Genomic DNA, 13,506 nt, shown 5'->3' on the forward strand with positions numbered 1-13,506 from the left:
TTCTTTCCCTATTGCTGTATCAGTGCCTTCAGGCTCGTACAGTTGCCCCGTCAAATCTTTCGGAACACCGCACCCCTCCGGCGAGTCCCACCTGTGTACCCCTTTCCGTCCACAGCAGGAGCCCGTAGCCATGAGCATCGCCTACGACTGGGACTTGATCGAACGCTTGCTGCACGAGGTGCAGAACGGCGGCGGTCACAGCTTCACGCCACGCCCATACGCCGAGCAGCACGCTGCCGCGCTGGCCGCCAAGGGCGAGCCGGTGGGTGACCTGGACCATTTGAAAACCCGTGCCTGCGAGTACGAAAAGCTGTTGTTCGAGCGCGGCTTTATCGAAAGCCGGCCTGAAGAGGACGGCGGCAACGGTGAGAACTTCGTGCTGACCGAGCGCGGATCGCGGCTGATGAGCCTGATCGACAGTAGCATCCCTGGCTTTGAGCACCCGCGCCAGGTGCTGGATGAGCAGGAAGATGCGCTGGACGAAACCACCTTTGAACAGGTGTCGGCAAAAGCGCAAATCGCTTGAGGTCGTTTTGAGGCTGGCAAGGGCGGTCACGAAACCCCGATAATCGGTAGCTTCTGAACGCTGCCGAGTCCTTGCCCATGCCCACGATCACCTCAGAGGCCCGCCCATGAGCGCGGTCCGCAAGAACCCAGACGCCTTTGCTTTCCAGGTCATGCTGGGCCTGTGCCTGATCTGGGGCTGCCAGCAGGTGCTGATCAAGAGCGCTGCTGTCGACATCGCCCCGGTGATGCAGGCAGCGTTGCGCAACGGCATCGCCGCCGTGTTGGTGGGCCTGATGCTGTGCTGGCGCGGGGGCTGGGAGCAGGTCGGCAGTACCTGGCGCGCCGGCCTGCTGGCAGGTGGGCTGTTCGGCGTCGAATTCCTGTTCATTGCCGAGGGCCTCAAGCTGACCTCGGCAGCGCATATGTCGGTATTCCTTTATACCGCGCCTGTATTTACCGCATTGGGCCTGCATTTCAGCCTGGCCAGTGAACGCCTGCGGCTACTGCAATGGTTAGGCATTCTGCTGGCTTTTGGCGGCATTGCCATGGCCTTTGCCGGTGGCATGTCGTTCGAGCACATGGATGGCCGCACCTTGCTGGGCGATGCGTTTGGCGTGATCGCAGGGCTGGCCTGGGGGGCAACCACGGTGGTGGTGCGCTGCTCGCGGCTGTCGGAAGCGCCGGCGACCTTGACCTTGTTCTATCAGCTGGCGGTGGGTTTTGCCGGCTTGTTGCTGATTGCCCTGCTTAGCGGGCAGATCGGCGCGGTGTTGCTGACGCCGTTGGCCATGGGCAGCGTATTGTTCCAGGGGATTGTGGTGTCGTTCGTCAGCTACCTGACCTGGTTCTGGTTGTTGCGCAAATACCTGGCGTCGAACCTGGCAGTGTTTTCCTTCATCACCCCGTTGTTCGGGGTGACCTTTGGTGTCTTGCTGCTGGATGAGCCGCTGAGCGCGAATTTTGTGGTGGGGGCGTTGATGGTGTTGCTGGGGGTGATTCTGGTGAGTGCTGAGCCTTGGGTGAAGCAGCAATTGCGCAAGTTTGTAGGGTAACGTTTAGCCTGTACCGGCCTATTCGCGGGTAAACCCGCTCCTACAAGGACCGCGCAAGCCTTGAGGATTACACGGTCTTTGTAGGAGCGGGTTCACCCGCGAATAGGCCCGTACAGGCAACAACAACTCAGGATGTAACCCTGGCCTGACAACCACCAACCTGCTGTGCCCCACTGCCAACCAGCACCAACCCCCCAGCCACCGCCAGCCCACCTGCCGCCACCATCAGCGCCGGTTGCAACCCACCGCTGTAATGGCTGCTGAGCGCCGCCAACAACGGCCCGCTCAACTGCCCCAGGGCAAAGCACGCAGTCAGCAGCCCGGCATTGCGCTGCGTGGCATGCGGTGCCAGTTCCCGCGAGCGCTGCATGACCAGCTGCATACAGGCCAGGAACGGCCCACCGCACAGCACCACGCCCAACGCCAACCCGACACCCCCACCCATCAGGCAAGCCAGCACGCCCAGGCCTTGCAGCCACAGGGTGGCGGTCAGCCAGGCCGAAGTGCGTCCGCGGCGGCGTAGGCTCACCAACAGCACACCCAGCGCCGCCGCCAGGCCAAACGCCGGCCAGAACAGGTCAGCCAGCCACTGGCCATGAAACTGCTGGTTGGCCATCTGCGACAGGAAGGTGGCCGGCAGGATGTACCCCACACCGTACAACGCATACACCAGCCCCAGCCGGCCAATGCCGACACTGTGGGACGGGCCCTGATGGGCTGACGACGACGTTGGTGCCGTTTGCACCGCCCGGGGCAGCCACGGCCGTACGGCCAGCAGCATCAACAGCGCCGCCACGGCATAGATCAGCCACAGTGCTGCCGAACCCAGCCCCAGCCCATGCGCCACCAGTGCCAGCAGCCCGGTCACGGCAATGCCCAGTCCGGGCCCGGCGAAGACCAGCGCACCCAGGCGTTGGCGGTTGTGGGCATTGGCCACTTGCTGGCTGAGGCTGGTAAGCATCACCAGCACCCAGGCACTGGCTACGCCGGTGCCAAAGCGCAACAGCAGGTGCGCCCAGAAGCCGTCGGCAGCCCACGAGGCCAGGGTCAGCGCCACGCACAGCCACAGCCCGCCATGCAGGCGCAGGCGCACCTGGCCGGGCGAGCGGGCGAACATCGCGTCCACAGCACCGATGAAATAACCCAGGTAATTGGCCGCTGCCACCAGCCCCGCGACCGTCAAGTCGAACTGGCCTTCGGCAATCAGTTGCGGCAGTTGCGGGGTGAGGGCGAAACGGCCGATGCCCATAGCCAGCATCAGCGCCACCGCGCTGGCCAGCAGTTGAATAAGTGGCGACATGACAGGTCTCCTGCACGGATGTAAGCGATGACTGGCAGGTTAGGGCGGTTTCATTTTCAATAAAATTGAATAATGATGATCAAGTTGTTCTGTTTTGGAGAATGTCGTGGAATTCAGCCAGCTGCGTATCTTCCAGGCTGTCGCCGAGGAAGGCTCGATTACCCGTGCCGCCGAGCGCCTGCACCGGGTGCCGTCGAACCTTTCGACGCGCTTGCGTCAGCTCGAAGAGCAATTGGGCGTCGAGCTGTTCCTGCGTGAACGCCAGCGCTTGCAACTGTCACCGGCAGGCAAGGTGCTGCTGGACTACGCCAACCGTATGTCGAACCTGCGCGACGAGGCACTGGCCGCGGTGCGTGGCGGCCAGCCCGCCGGGGATTTCGTGCTGGGGACCATGTACAGCACCGCCGCGACCCATTTGCCGGCGCTGTTGGCGCGTTATCACCAGGCTTACCCTGCTGTGAACCTGCAGGTGCGCGCCGCACCCAGTGGCGAATTGCTCGAAGGCCTGCTCAACCACAGCCTGGATGCCGCACTGGTGGACGGCCCGCTGAACCTCGCCGGGCTGGATGGCGTGCCACTGTGCGATGAGCAACTGGTGCTGATCACCAGCCCTGAACACCCGACGGTGCACAGCGCGAAGGACGTGGTGGGCAAGGCGGTGTTCACCTTCCGCCAGGGCTGCTCGTACCGCATGCGCCTGGAGGCCTGGTATGCCCATGCCCATACGCCGATGGGCCGGGTGATGGAGATCGAGTCGTACCAGAGCATGTTGGCCTGTGTGATTGCCGGCGCAGGGGTGGCGATGATGGCCCAGTCGATGCTCGACAGCCTGCCCGGGCGCGACCGGGTAAGGGTGCATCCGCTGCAGGCGCCGTTCGATCAGGCAGTTACCTGGCTGATGTGGCGCCAAGGGATGCGCGGGGCAAATTTGCAGGCCTGGATCGACTTGCAACAAAGCGAAACGATTGACCAGTCGTCGGAATGCGCCGCCACGGCTTGATCCGGGTCAAAATGGCCCATATCTGTAAGAGCAGAGGCATGCGTAATACAGGACATCAGGCTATGATCTGTATGAAACATCGCAGGATTGATTTGCCGTGAGGCTGACCCGTCAAGGGGGCATTATGAATAAACCACTGTCCAACTGGCTCCACGACCTGGCGGTCGCCTTGGGGCTGATTCCACCACCCTTGCAGCCGGTGCCGATCCCGACTGATGAAGAGCAGCGCAAGCGCCAACCGCGTCGTCGCTAATCCTACTGAAGAGCAAAACGAAGGCCGCAGCACCTGGGTGGGGGCTGCGGCCTTTTTGTGTGTGCCAATTATGTGTTGCCTGTGCGGGCCTCTTCGCGGGTGAACCCGCTCCTACAACGGCATGTGTTCCGTTGTAGGAGCGGGTTTACCCGCGAAGAGGCCAGTGCAGGCAACCACGATCTATCAGGCCAGCTTCACCGCCACCACCGATTTACGCGACACCAGGCTCACCACCACAAAGCTCACCAAACCAACCGCCAGGCTGTAGTAGATCGGCGTATTGGCTTCCAGCCCGTCCTTGAACATGAACAGCAGCGCGGTAGCAAAGCCCAGCGACATGCTGGCAATGGCCCCGGCGGTGGTCGCACGCTTCCAGAAGATGGCGCCAATCAGCGGGATCAGCATGCCACCGACCAACAGGTTGTAGGCCAGGGTCAGGGCATTGATCACATCGTTGACCAGCAGTGCGATACCCAGTACTACCAGGCCGGTCAGCAAGGTGAACAGGCGGCTGGTACCCAGGCTCGACTGCTTGCCGCCACGCAGCTTGGGCAGCAGGTCTTCGGTGATGGTGGTCGAGGCCGCCAGCAGGCCGGCACTGGCGGTGGACATCATCGCCGCCAGGGCAGCTGCCATCAGCAAGCCACGGATGCCATCGGGCAGGGTGCTCTTGATCATCTCGGCGAAGGCATTGTTCGGGTTGGCAAGGTCTGGCATCAGCACATGTGCCGCCATGCCGATTGCCGCGCAAGCCAGGCCGTACACCACGCAATACACACCCGCAACCGTACCGGCACGCTGGCAGACCTTTTCGTCACGGGCGGTGAACACCCGCTGCCAGATGTCCTGGCCTATCAGGATGCCGAAGAAGTAGATCAGGAAGTAGGTAATGATGGTGTCCCAGCCAATGGTGGTCAGCTGGAAGCTGGCCGCTGGCAACTTGGCCACCAGGGTGTCCCAACCACCGGCCTTGTACAGGCACACCGGCAGCAGGATGAACATCAGGCCGACGGTCTTGATCACGAACTGGACGATGTCGGTCAGGGTCAGCGACCACATGCCGCCAATGGTCGAGTACAGCACTACCACGCCGCCACCGAGTAGCAGCGATGCCCAGAACGGCAGGTCCAGCAGCACCTGCAGGACGGTGGCCATGGCCAGGGTCGAGGTCACGCCGATCATCAGCGCGTACGCCAGCATGATCACGGCGCTGGCCTGGCGTGCAGTGGGGTTGTAACGCTGCTCCAGCACCTGGGTCACGGTGAAGATGCGCAGGCGCAGCAGCGGCTTGGCCAGGAACAGGTTGATGGCGATGATGCCCAGGCCCAGGGCTGCGCACAGCCAGAAGCCGGAGATGCCGTGGACGTAGCCCAGGCGCACGGTACCGACGGTGGAAGCGCCACCGAGTACGGTGGTGGCCATGGTGCCCATGTATAGCACCGGGCCGAGGTTGCGCCCGGCCACCAGGTAATCTTCATGGGTTTTTGCGCGTCGCATGCCATACCAGCCAAGCCCGAGCATGCCGGCGGTGTAGATCATTACAACAATGATGTCCAAGGCCATTGGGGGTCTCCCGATTATCTTTATTATGGCGAGATTGACCACGCGGGCGTTTACACGGCGCCCGGCAGTCTTGTCTTGTGTTGGCGGGCCTCAGTGGCCCTCCCATATGGCTCCTGCCGGGGTACTACAGATACTGCGGGCGCTGTTTGTAGGAGCGGCCTTGTGTCGCGATCGGGCCGCAAAGCGGCCCCAGCGATTCGGGCGTCGATGCATGAATCCGGGGCTGCTCCGCAGCCCGCTCGCGACACAAGGCCGCTCCTACAACCGAATGCAACCAAACGCCGGTTAGCGGCGGACCACACCCGGCAGCACGCAAAGCATCTCGAACAGCAGGTTGGCACCGAGCAGCGAGGTGTTGCCGGTGGTGTCGTAAGGCGGGGAGACTTCGACAAGGTCACAGCCGATCAGGTCCAGGCCGTGGCAGCCGCGGATGATCTCCATTGCCTGGATGGTGGTCAAGCCGCCAATTTCCGGGGTACCGGTGCCTGGCGCCCAGGCCGGGTCGATGCCATCGATGTCGAACGACAGGTAAACCGGGCCGCCACCGACCTTTTCCCGCACTTCGGCCATCAACGGTTCCAGCGACTTGTGCCAGCACTCTTCGGCCTGAACCACGCGGAAGCCCTGGCGACGGCTCCAGTTGAAGTCGTCGGCGGTGTAGCCCTGGGCGCGCAGGCCAATCTGCACCACGCGGTCGCAGTCGAGCAGGCCTTCTTCCACCGCGCGGCGGAAGGTGGTGCCGTGGGCGATCTTCTCGCCGAACATGTGGTCGTTGACGTCGGCGTGGGCGTCGATGTGCACCAGGCCGATCTTGCCGTGCTTCTTGTGCAGCGCACGCAGGATCGGCAGGGTGATGGTGTGGTCGCCACCCAGGGTCATGGGGATGACATTGTGCTCGACGATTTCGTCATACGCTTCTTCGATGATGCGCACGGCGTCCAGCAGGTTGAAGGTATTGATCGCCACATCACCGATGTCGGCAACCGACAGCGAGTCGAACGGTGCAGCCCCGGTGGCCATGTTGTACGGGCGGATCATTACCGATTCGGCGCGGATCTGCCGTGGGCCGAAGCGGGTGCCGGAGCGCAGCGAGGTGCCGATGTCCAGTGGCACGCCGATGAAGGCAGCATCCAGGCCTTCGGCGCTTTGCAGGTGGGGCAGACGGAGCATGGTGGCGATGCCGCCGAAACGCGGCATTTCGTTGCCGCCCAGTGGTTGGTGGAGAGTCTTGTCCACGGTGGGCCTCATCAGTCGGTCGATTGTTCTGTTTGTTCGAACCTGTGCCGCGGCGCGCCTTTCAACTGTGTTTTTGCCGGCGGGCAGGGACATTTCGGCCAGTCTGCGCAAGGTAGTGCCCGGGAAGAATCGCTACCGACAAATACTTAGTTCAGGAATTTCTGAACTAAAGCCTGGCGCAACGGTTAGACTGCGCGCAAATACACCAGTGGAACCGTTGCACCATGGCCTCGACATTGCCCGACCTGAAACTGCTGCGCATCTTCATCAGCGTGGTCCGCCACCAGGGCTTTGCCAACGCCCAGCGCGAGCTGAACCTGTCGACCTCGGCCATCAGTACCTACATGAGCCAGCTGGAGGGTGCCTTGGGTATCGTGCTGTGCCACCGGGGCCGGGGCGGTTTCAGCCTGACCAGCAAGGGCGAGCTGTTCCACCAGGAAACCCTGCGCCTGCTGGCCGAACTGGACGGTTTCGAGCAGTATGCCGCAGCCCTCAAGGGCGAGCTGCGCGGCACCCTCAACCTGGGGGTGATCGATTCCACGGTTGGCGACCGCGCGCTGCCGCTGGCCGAAGCCATCGGTGCCTACAGCCAGGAGCACCCGGCAGTGCACCTGCACCTGTCGGTGTCCAGCCCGTACGAGCTGCAACTGGGTGTGCAGGACAACCGCCTGGACCTGGCCATCGGTGCGTTTTCCTCGCGCATGAGCGGCCTGCTGTACCAGCCGTTGTACCGCGAACAGCACTGGCTGTACTGCAGCAGCCGCCACCCGCTGTACAACGATCGGCGAATTCCCGAGCAGGTGGTAACCCAGCAGCGCATGGTCGGGCGTGGCTACTGGAGCCAAGCCGAACTGGCCCGGCATGGCTTCAAGCACAGCGCGGCAACGGTAGAGAGCATGGAGGCGCAGCTGATCCTGATTCTCTCGGGTGCGTACATCGGCTATCTGCCCGAACACTACGCACAGGCCTGGGTCGACAAGGGCGACTTGCGTGTGCTGTCGCCGTCGACCTTCGGTTACCAGGCGCCGTTCTCGTTGATCATTCGCCGCGGGCGTAGCCGCGAACCGTTGATCCAGACCTTCCGCGATCTGCTCAAAAGCCAGCTCAACGTGGGTTGAGCTGCGTCACATTCATGCATTCCGTCGGGCGACGTTAAATTCCGGCAAAAGCTGACCGCTAACCTGATAGCGCTCTGCTACATATCAACTTGCGCTGATGATTTCCCCTTATTTCATCCTGCAAGGATCGCCCAAGATGCGCATGAATTTGCCCGTCACTGAGCACGAAAGAACCTTTTCCAGCGAACAACGGCTAATTTCCACTACCGATCTCAATAGCCGCATCACCTACTGCAACGATGCCTTTGTGGCAATCAGCGGGTTCACCTACGACGAGTTGGTAGGGCAACCCCACAACCTGGTGCGTCACCCGGACATGCCGCCCGCGGTATTCGGCCACATGTGGGAAACCATCAAGCAGGGTAAACCGTGGATGGGGGTGGTCAAGAACCGGGCGAAGAACGGTGATTACTACTGGGTCAGCGCCTACGTTACGGCGATCTATGAGCAGGGCCGCATCAGTGGCTACGAGTCGGTACGCTCGGTGCCCACGCGCGAGCAGATTCGCCGCGCCGAGGCCTTGTACGGCCGCTTGCGCGATGGCCGCACGCCGGTGTCGTGGGTGGCCCGCTTGGGGCATGGCCTAGGCCAGGGCTGGCCATTGATCGGTGCGGGCCTGGTGTCGGCGGCAGGCTACTTGTGGCTACCACCGTATGCCGCGCTCGGCGTGCTGATGGCCAGCCTGCTGCTGGCCTGGTACCTGGTCGAGCACGGGCAGAACCAGACCATTCGCCGCACGCTGGCCGAGCACCCCAAGGCCTTCACCAGCCCCTTGGTGGCGTTGACCTACAGCGACAATCCAGGCCTGCAGGGCCGACTGGACCTCGCCATCCTCAGTGAGGAAGCCCGCCTGCAAACGGCGTTGACGCGCCTGGTGGACGCCGGGGTCGGGGTGAAATCGCGGGCTGCGCAATCCTCCGACCTGTCCGATGCCCAGGCGCAGATGCTCGACCGCCAGCGTAGCGAGACCGACCAGTCGGCCACCGCCATTGCGCAGATGGCGGCCACCATCCAGGAGGTCACCCACAACGTGCAGAGCACGGCGCATGCGGCGGGTGATGCCGACCAGCTGGCGCAGCACGGTAGTGAGCTGGCGCTGCAGAGCCTGAAAGCCATGGGCAGCATGAGCGATGCGGTCAATGACATTGGCCAGGCGGTGAATGCTTTGGCCGAGCAGACCCAGTCGATAGGCAGCGTGGTCGATGTGATTACCTCGATTGCCGAGCAGACCAACCTGCTGGCGCTCAATGCCGCCATTGAAGCGGCGCGGGCGGGCGAGCAGGGGCGCGGGTTTGCCGTGGTGGCCGATGAGGTGCGCTCGCTGGCCCAACGCACCCGTACGTCGACCCAGGAGATACACCAGATCATCGCCTCGTTGCGCGCCGGGGCGGAGCGGGCGGTGAGCACTGCCAGCCGCGGTGAGCAGATCTCCCGTGACAGCGTGCACAGTGTCGAAGCGGTGCAGGCCGCGTTGAGCGGAATTGCCCAGGCGGTCAGCCGCATTACCGGCATGAGCCAGCAGATGGCCACGGCGTCGGAACAGCAGAGCCATGTAGCCGAGGACATCAACCAGCAGATTGTGCGGATTGCCCAGCTGTGCGACCAGAGTGCCGGGCAAGCGCGGCAGGGTGCAGAGATCAGCCAGGACCTGGAGCGCATGGCCGAGTACCTGCATAGCCTGGCGGAGCGGTTCAACCGCTGAAATCGCAGAGAGCTGCTTTTGCAGCCTCATGGCCTTTGTAGGAGCGGGTTTACCCGCGAACACGGGCGAAGCCCGTGCCAGCCACCGCGTTGCCTGTTTCGCGGGCAAGCCCGCTCCTACAGGGGCGAATGGCCCGCAAGCGGGCCCATGATCTGTGGCAAAATTGTCCCCGCCAAGGAGACCCCCATGCCCAGACCTCGCTGCGAACGCTGCCAGCGCCCGCTCGACCATTGCCTCTGCCCTTTGATTCCCGCGCTCGACAGCCGTACCCGCGTGATCCTGCTGCAGCATCCCAGCGAAACCGCCCACGCGCTGAACACCGCACGCCTGGCTGCCCTTGGCCTGAACAACGCCGAGCTGCGGATCGGTGAGGTGTTCGATGGCCTGGAGCCGTTACTCGCTACACCCGGCTACCGGCCGGTGCTGTTGTTCCCCGGTGATGACGCCCAGGTGCTGAGCGCCTATGGCGAGGCGAGCGACAATCCGTTGCTGCTGATCGTGCCCGACGGCACCTGGCGCAAGGCGCGCAAGCTGCTTTACCTGAATCCGCTGCTGGAAGCGTTGCCGAGGGTGACCTTGGGGCAGGTGGCTGCTTCGCGCTATCGCTTGCGCAAGGCGCCGGAGGCGGGGGCGTTGTCGACCATCGAAGCCGTGGTGGGGGCACTGAATGCGCTGGAGCAGCCAGCCTGCTTCGATGCGCTGCTGGCACCGTTCGAAGCGTTGATCGAAGGGCAGATCAGGGCCATGGGCGTGGAGACGTTCCAGCGTAATCATGGTGAGGGGTGAGCATGCAATGATGCCCTGTGGGAGCGGGTTTACCCGCGAAGCAGGCAACTCGATCTATGGCACCGGCTGCGCCGGTGTTCGCGGCTTAAGCCGCTCCCACAGTGTCCGCGCAAGCCTGCTGAACTGGGCGTGCGCGGCCGGTGTAGGAGCGGCCTAGTGTCGCGATAGGGCCGCAACGCGGCCCCGGCAATCTCAAACCCGATCAACGCATTTCAGGCAAACGCGCCTCAGTACGTACTTCAGTAGTCGCCAGCGCCTCTGGCGGCAGCGAAATACGCTGCTTGGTCAGCAGCTCGCCCATGGTTGCCAGTACGCGATAGCGCGAGAACTCTTCGGTGTAACGCACTTCGGTGTAGCGGCGGTCGGCGTTGTACAGCTCGTTCTCACTGTCCAGCACGTCCAGCAGGGTACGTTGGCCCAGGCCGAACTGGTCCTGGTAGGCCGCGCGCACGCGCTTGGTGGTCTCGGCGTATTCACGCGCGGTCGGCAGCTGCTTGCTGGCGTTGTTCATGGCGTTCCACGCCAGGCTCAGGTTCTCGGTCAACTCACGCAGGGCGTTATTGCGGATGTCCAGGGCCTGGTTGATCTTGTGCGCGTCGGAGTTCAGGCGAGCCTTGTCACTGCCGCCGCGGAACAGGTTGTAGTTCATTTCGACGCCGGCTTGCCAGTCATTATTGTTATGACCCTTCTCGCCACCCGTGTTGTTATTGGCACCGGTGGCAAGGATGGCGTCGAAGCGGGGATAGAAGGTCGATTTGCCGATTTCGTATTGCTTCTCGGCGGCATTCACATCCGCTTGTGCCGATTTGATGTAGGGGTTGTTCTGGCGCATGCCTTCGCGCGCTTCTTCCAGATTGACCGGCATCTCCACTTTGATCGACTGCGGGCTTTCCAGCTCGTCTGGCACGCGTCCGACTACGCTGAAGAAGTTGGCCTCGGCATCGGCCAGGTCGACTTCGGCGGTGTCCAGGTTGTTTTCTGCCAGGGCGCGACGGGCGCGGGACTGGTCAAGGTCAGCGGTGCTGCCGACGCCACGCTCGTTGCGCAGGCCGATCTGGTCATTGACCCGCAGGTGGGCTTGCAGGTTGTTCTTGGCCAGGGTCACCAGCTCACGGCGCTTGAGCACTTCCAGGTACACCTCGACCGCACGCAGGGCGACATCCTGGGCAACTGCCTGGGTGTAGTAGGCGCGAGAAGTGGAGACAGCCTCGGTGCGGCCCACTTCATTCGAGGTGTTGAAGCCGTCGAAGATCATCTGCCGCAGGCGCAGCTCGGACTGGGTGTAGTTCAGGGTTTCCTTGTTGTGGTTACCCTCGGCACGGGTGGTGCTATTGTCCGAGCGCTGACGGCCGTAGCCGGCGACCAAGTCTACGGAAGGGTAGTAGCCACCACGCGCGAACTTAACGTCTTCATCAGCCGAGAGCTTGCTGTTACGGTTGGAGCTGACCTGTGGGTGGTAGTCCACGGCGCTTTGGACGGCCTCGGTGATCGACATCGCCTGTACGTTGGCACTCGCCAGGGCCAACAGTAATGCACTGGTGATGGGGTTCAAAACGCGCATGGTACATCTCCCTGATCCTGGAATTGATCCTGCTGTTCGCCAAAAAAATGACGATAATTTATCGCGTATAGTGTTGCAGGTTTTTAACCCCACAGCTAAGTACATTCAATGCGATAGATAAGATGATTTGTTCATATCAAACTGCCACATAAGGCCTTTATTGTCTAACTAATGAGCGTAAGCACATAGCGACTGATAGCATCGAATGCCCTGAAAGCCAAGGTTTACAAGGCACGCGTACGGTTCCAGAACTATTTCAGATAAATAGAGCATTAGTTAGGCTAAATTGATATTTGGCGACAAAATATTGTCACTTTCGCACGTGCAAGGTTTTTTGCTTGAGGATGTACAGGCTGACCAGCACGGCACTGGTGAGCATGAAGGTACGCGCCCAGAACAGCGGTACCAAGTAGCACGACAGGCCAATGCTGGCCCACATCAGGCCGATGGCGTAGACCTTGCCCTTGAGGGGGATGCCTTCACCACTGAGGTAGTCGCGGATCCATGGCCCCAGCTTGGGGTGATAGACCAGCCAGTGGTGAAAGCGCGGCGAGCTGCGGGCAAAGCAGGCTGCCGCCAGAAGCAGGAAGGGGGTGGTGGGCAATACCGGCAGGAATATGCCCAATACACCCAGCGCGACGCTGAGCCAGCCGATGGCCAGCAGCAGGTAGCGCACCGCAGGTTCAGTGGTGGCGTGGCTTGAGCAGTGCCGGTTTCTCGTCAGGCGCGTGCAGCAGCAGGAACAGCGCGGTCAGCGCTTCGGGGATCTGTACGATCATGTCATCCTGCAGGTTGGCGTTGCTGGCGATGTCGGCGAACTCTGGCTGCTCGTCGAACAGGCCCGAACCCACCATGATTGGCAGCAGCATCTCGCTGACTTCTTCTTCGTCGCGGTCGAACCAGGCTTCTTCACGCAGGAAAACGCCTTCCATGAAGCCGATGCACCAGCCGCGCAGGTCGGAATCGTCCGGTTCTTCGGTCAGGTCGAGGTCGCACGGCAGGTCGAATTCTTCTTCGCTGGCCAGTTGGCGAGCAATGTGCGCCTTGAGCGCCACCAGGGTGGCCTCGATTTCAGTGCGCTGGGCTTCGCTGGCGTAGTGCGGCTCTTCGGCGAACAGGGCGTCGATCCATTCGCGCTCGGGCACTTCTTCGGCGTTGATTGACAGGGCGGTGAGGTAGCCGTGGGCGGCGACGTAGTCCAACGCCTCTTCGTGCAGTTCGTCGGCGTCGAGGAAGGCTTGCAGGCGGGTCAGTTGCTCGGCGAAGGACATTACAGGGCTACCTTGGAGAATAAACGATAACGAATTCTAGCACCTTGCAGCGGCGCCGGGGTAAAGGGAACGTCTATCGCCGTGGTGCCCTGCGCAGTACAACGCTGCGGTATACTCCGCGGTTTTTCATCCAGGCGCAGGCATTGCCGGCCGCCTG

Annotated in this window: 13 protein-coding genes; 7 read left to right on the plus strand and 6 right to left on the minus strand. The window is 62.3% G+C overall.

What is annotated here, in order from left to right; all coding sequences use genetic code 11:
• Positions 1-130 precede the first annotated feature (130 nt).
• A complete protein-coding gene (locus ACIP02_RS04420) occupies positions 131-526 on the plus strand; it encodes a transcriptional regulator (RefSeq protein ID WP_201205240.1) in 396 nt (131 codons plus the stop codon).
• A gap of 106 nt (positions 527-632) precedes the next feature.
• Positions 633-1,559: a DMT family transporter gene (locus ACIP02_RS04425; protein ID WP_400613616.1), complete on the plus strand. Its 927-nt coding sequence runs from the start codon at positions 633-635 to the stop codon at positions 1,557-1,559.
• 127 nt (positions 1,560-1,686) lie between these two features.
• Here ACIP02_RS04425 and ACIP02_RS04430 read toward each other — a convergent pair whose 3' ends face one another.
• A complete protein-coding gene (locus ACIP02_RS04430; protein WP_400613618.1) occupies positions 1,687-2,859 on the minus strand; it encodes an MFS transporter in 1,173 nt (390 codons plus the stop codon).
• A 106-nt stretch (positions 2,860-2,965) separates the two neighbouring features.
• Between ACIP02_RS04430 and ACIP02_RS04435 the strand changes: the two genes are divergently transcribed.
• Both ACIP02_RS04435 and ACIP02_RS04440 read left to right on the plus strand, forming a co-directional pair.
• A complete protein-coding gene (locus ACIP02_RS04435; RefSeq protein ID WP_400613620.1) occupies positions 2,966-3,859 on the plus strand; it encodes a LysR substrate-binding domain-containing protein in 894 nt (297 codons plus the stop codon).
• A 124-nt stretch (positions 3,860-3,983) separates the two neighbouring features.
• Positions 3,984-4,112, plus strand: coding sequence for a PA1414 family protein (locus ACIP02_RS04440; RefSeq protein ID WP_009683677.1), 129 nt, complete (start codon positions 3,984-3,986; stop codon positions 4,110-4,112).
• Positions 4,113-4,295: 183 nt separating this feature from the next.
• Here ACIP02_RS04440 and ACIP02_RS04445 read toward each other — a convergent pair whose 3' ends face one another.
• Together ACIP02_RS04445 and speB are read right to left on the minus strand one after the other, a co-directional pair.
• A complete protein-coding gene (locus tag ACIP02_RS04445) occupies positions 4,296-5,675 on the minus strand; it encodes a sodium:solute symporter (RefSeq protein WP_400613624.1) in 1,380 nt (459 codons plus the stop codon).
• Between the two features lie 285 nt (positions 5,676-5,960).
• A complete protein-coding gene (gene speB / locus ACIP02_RS04450; protein ID WP_003254586.1) occupies positions 5,961-6,911 on the minus strand; it encodes an agmatinase in 951 nt (316 codons plus the stop codon).
• Positions 6,912-7,135: 224 nt separating this feature from the next.
• Here speB and ACIP02_RS04455 point away from each other — a divergent pair, with 224 nt between their 5' ends.
• From ACIP02_RS04455 to ACIP02_RS04465, 3 genes are all read left to right on the plus strand, one after another.
• Positions 7,136-8,029, plus strand: a complete 894-nt coding sequence (locus tag ACIP02_RS04455) for a LysR family transcriptional regulator (protein ID WP_201206170.1) — start codon at positions 7,136-7,138, stop codon at positions 8,027-8,029.
• A 136-nt stretch (positions 8,030-8,165) separates the two neighbouring features.
• The gene (locus ACIP02_RS04460; RefSeq protein WP_400613627.1) at positions 8,166-9,731 is read left to right on the plus strand and encodes a methyl-accepting chemotaxis protein; all 1,566 of its coding nucleotides are present in this window, start codon (positions 8,166-8,168) and stop codon (positions 9,729-9,731) included.
• 186 nt (positions 9,732-9,917) lie between these two features.
• Positions 9,918-10,517 carry a tRNA-uridine aminocarboxypropyltransferase gene (locus ACIP02_RS04465; protein ID WP_400613629.1) on the plus strand — a complete coding sequence of 200 codons (600 nt, stop codon included), beginning with the start codon at positions 9,918-9,920 and terminating at the stop codon, positions 10,515-10,517.
• 202 nt (positions 10,518-10,719) lie between these two features.
• Here the strand turns inward: ACIP02_RS04465 and ACIP02_RS04470 are convergent, their stop codons facing one another.
• From ACIP02_RS04470 to ACIP02_RS04480, 3 genes are all read right to left on the minus strand, one after another.
• Positions 10,720-12,078, minus strand: coding sequence for a TolC family outer membrane protein (locus ACIP02_RS04470; protein WP_400613631.1), 1,359 nt, complete (start codon positions 12,076-12,078; stop codon positions 10,720-10,722).
• 310 nt (positions 12,079-12,388) lie between these two features.
• Positions 12,389-12,754 carry a YbaN family protein gene (locus ACIP02_RS04475; protein ID WP_400613634.1) on the minus strand — a complete coding sequence of 122 codons (366 nt, stop codon included), beginning with the start codon at positions 12,752-12,754 and terminating at the stop codon, positions 12,389-12,391.
• Between the two features lie 7 nt (positions 12,755-12,761).
• The gene (locus ACIP02_RS04480) at positions 12,762-13,349 is read right to left on the minus strand and encodes a YecA family protein (RefSeq protein WP_400613636.1); all 588 of its coding nucleotides are present in this window, start codon (positions 13,347-13,349) and stop codon (positions 12,762-12,764) included.
• Positions 13,350-13,506 lie beyond the last annotated feature (157 nt).

Origin of the sequence: Pseudomonas sp. NPDC089408, from assembly GCF_044749445.1 — a bacterium.
Classification (GTDB): Bacteria; Pseudomonadota; Gammaproteobacteria; order Pseudomonadales; family Pseudomonadaceae; genus Aquipseudomonas.

What these genes read in the sequence shown, in the direction of transcription:
- ACIP02_RS04420 (WP_201205240.1), top strand. Translation starts at nt 131, where the DNA reads ATGAGCATCGCCTACGACTGGGACTTGATCGAACGCTTGCTGCACGAG.
- ACIP02_RS04480 (WP_400613636.1), bottom strand. Translation starts at nt 13,349, where the DNA reads ATGTCCTTCGCCGAGCAACTGACCCGCCTGCAAGCCTTCCTCGACGCC.
- ACIP02_RS04460 (WP_400613627.1), top strand. Translation starts at nt 8,166, where the DNA reads ATGCGCATGAATTTGCCCGTCACTGAGCACGAAAGAACCTTTTCCAGC.
- ACIP02_RS04445 (WP_400613624.1), bottom strand. Translation starts at nt 5,675, where the DNA reads ATGGCCTTGGACATCATTGTTGTAATGATCTACACCGCCGGCATGCTC.
- ACIP02_RS04425 (WP_400613616.1), top strand. Translation starts at nt 633, where the DNA reads ATGAGCGCGGTCCGCAAGAACCCAGACGCCTTTGCTTTCCAGGTCATG.
- ACIP02_RS04440 (WP_009683677.1), top strand. Translation starts at nt 3,984, where the DNA reads ATGAATAAACCACTGTCCAACTGGCTCCACGACCTGGCGGTCGCCTTG.
- ACIP02_RS04430 (WP_400613618.1), bottom strand. Translation starts at nt 2,859, where the DNA reads ATGTCGCCACTTATTCAACTGCTGGCCAGCGCGGTGGCGCTGATGCTG.
- ACIP02_RS04465 (WP_400613629.1), top strand. Translation starts at nt 9,918, where the DNA reads ATGCCCAGACCTCGCTGCGAACGCTGCCAGCGCCCGCTCGACCATTGC.
- ACIP02_RS04470 (WP_400613631.1), bottom strand. Translation starts at nt 12,078, where the DNA reads ATGCGCGTTTTGAACCCCATCACCAGTGCATTACTGTTGGCCCTGGCG.
- ACIP02_RS04455 (WP_201206170.1), top strand. Translation starts at nt 7,136, where the DNA reads ATGGCCTCGACATTGCCCGACCTGAAACTGCTGCGCATCTTCATCAGC.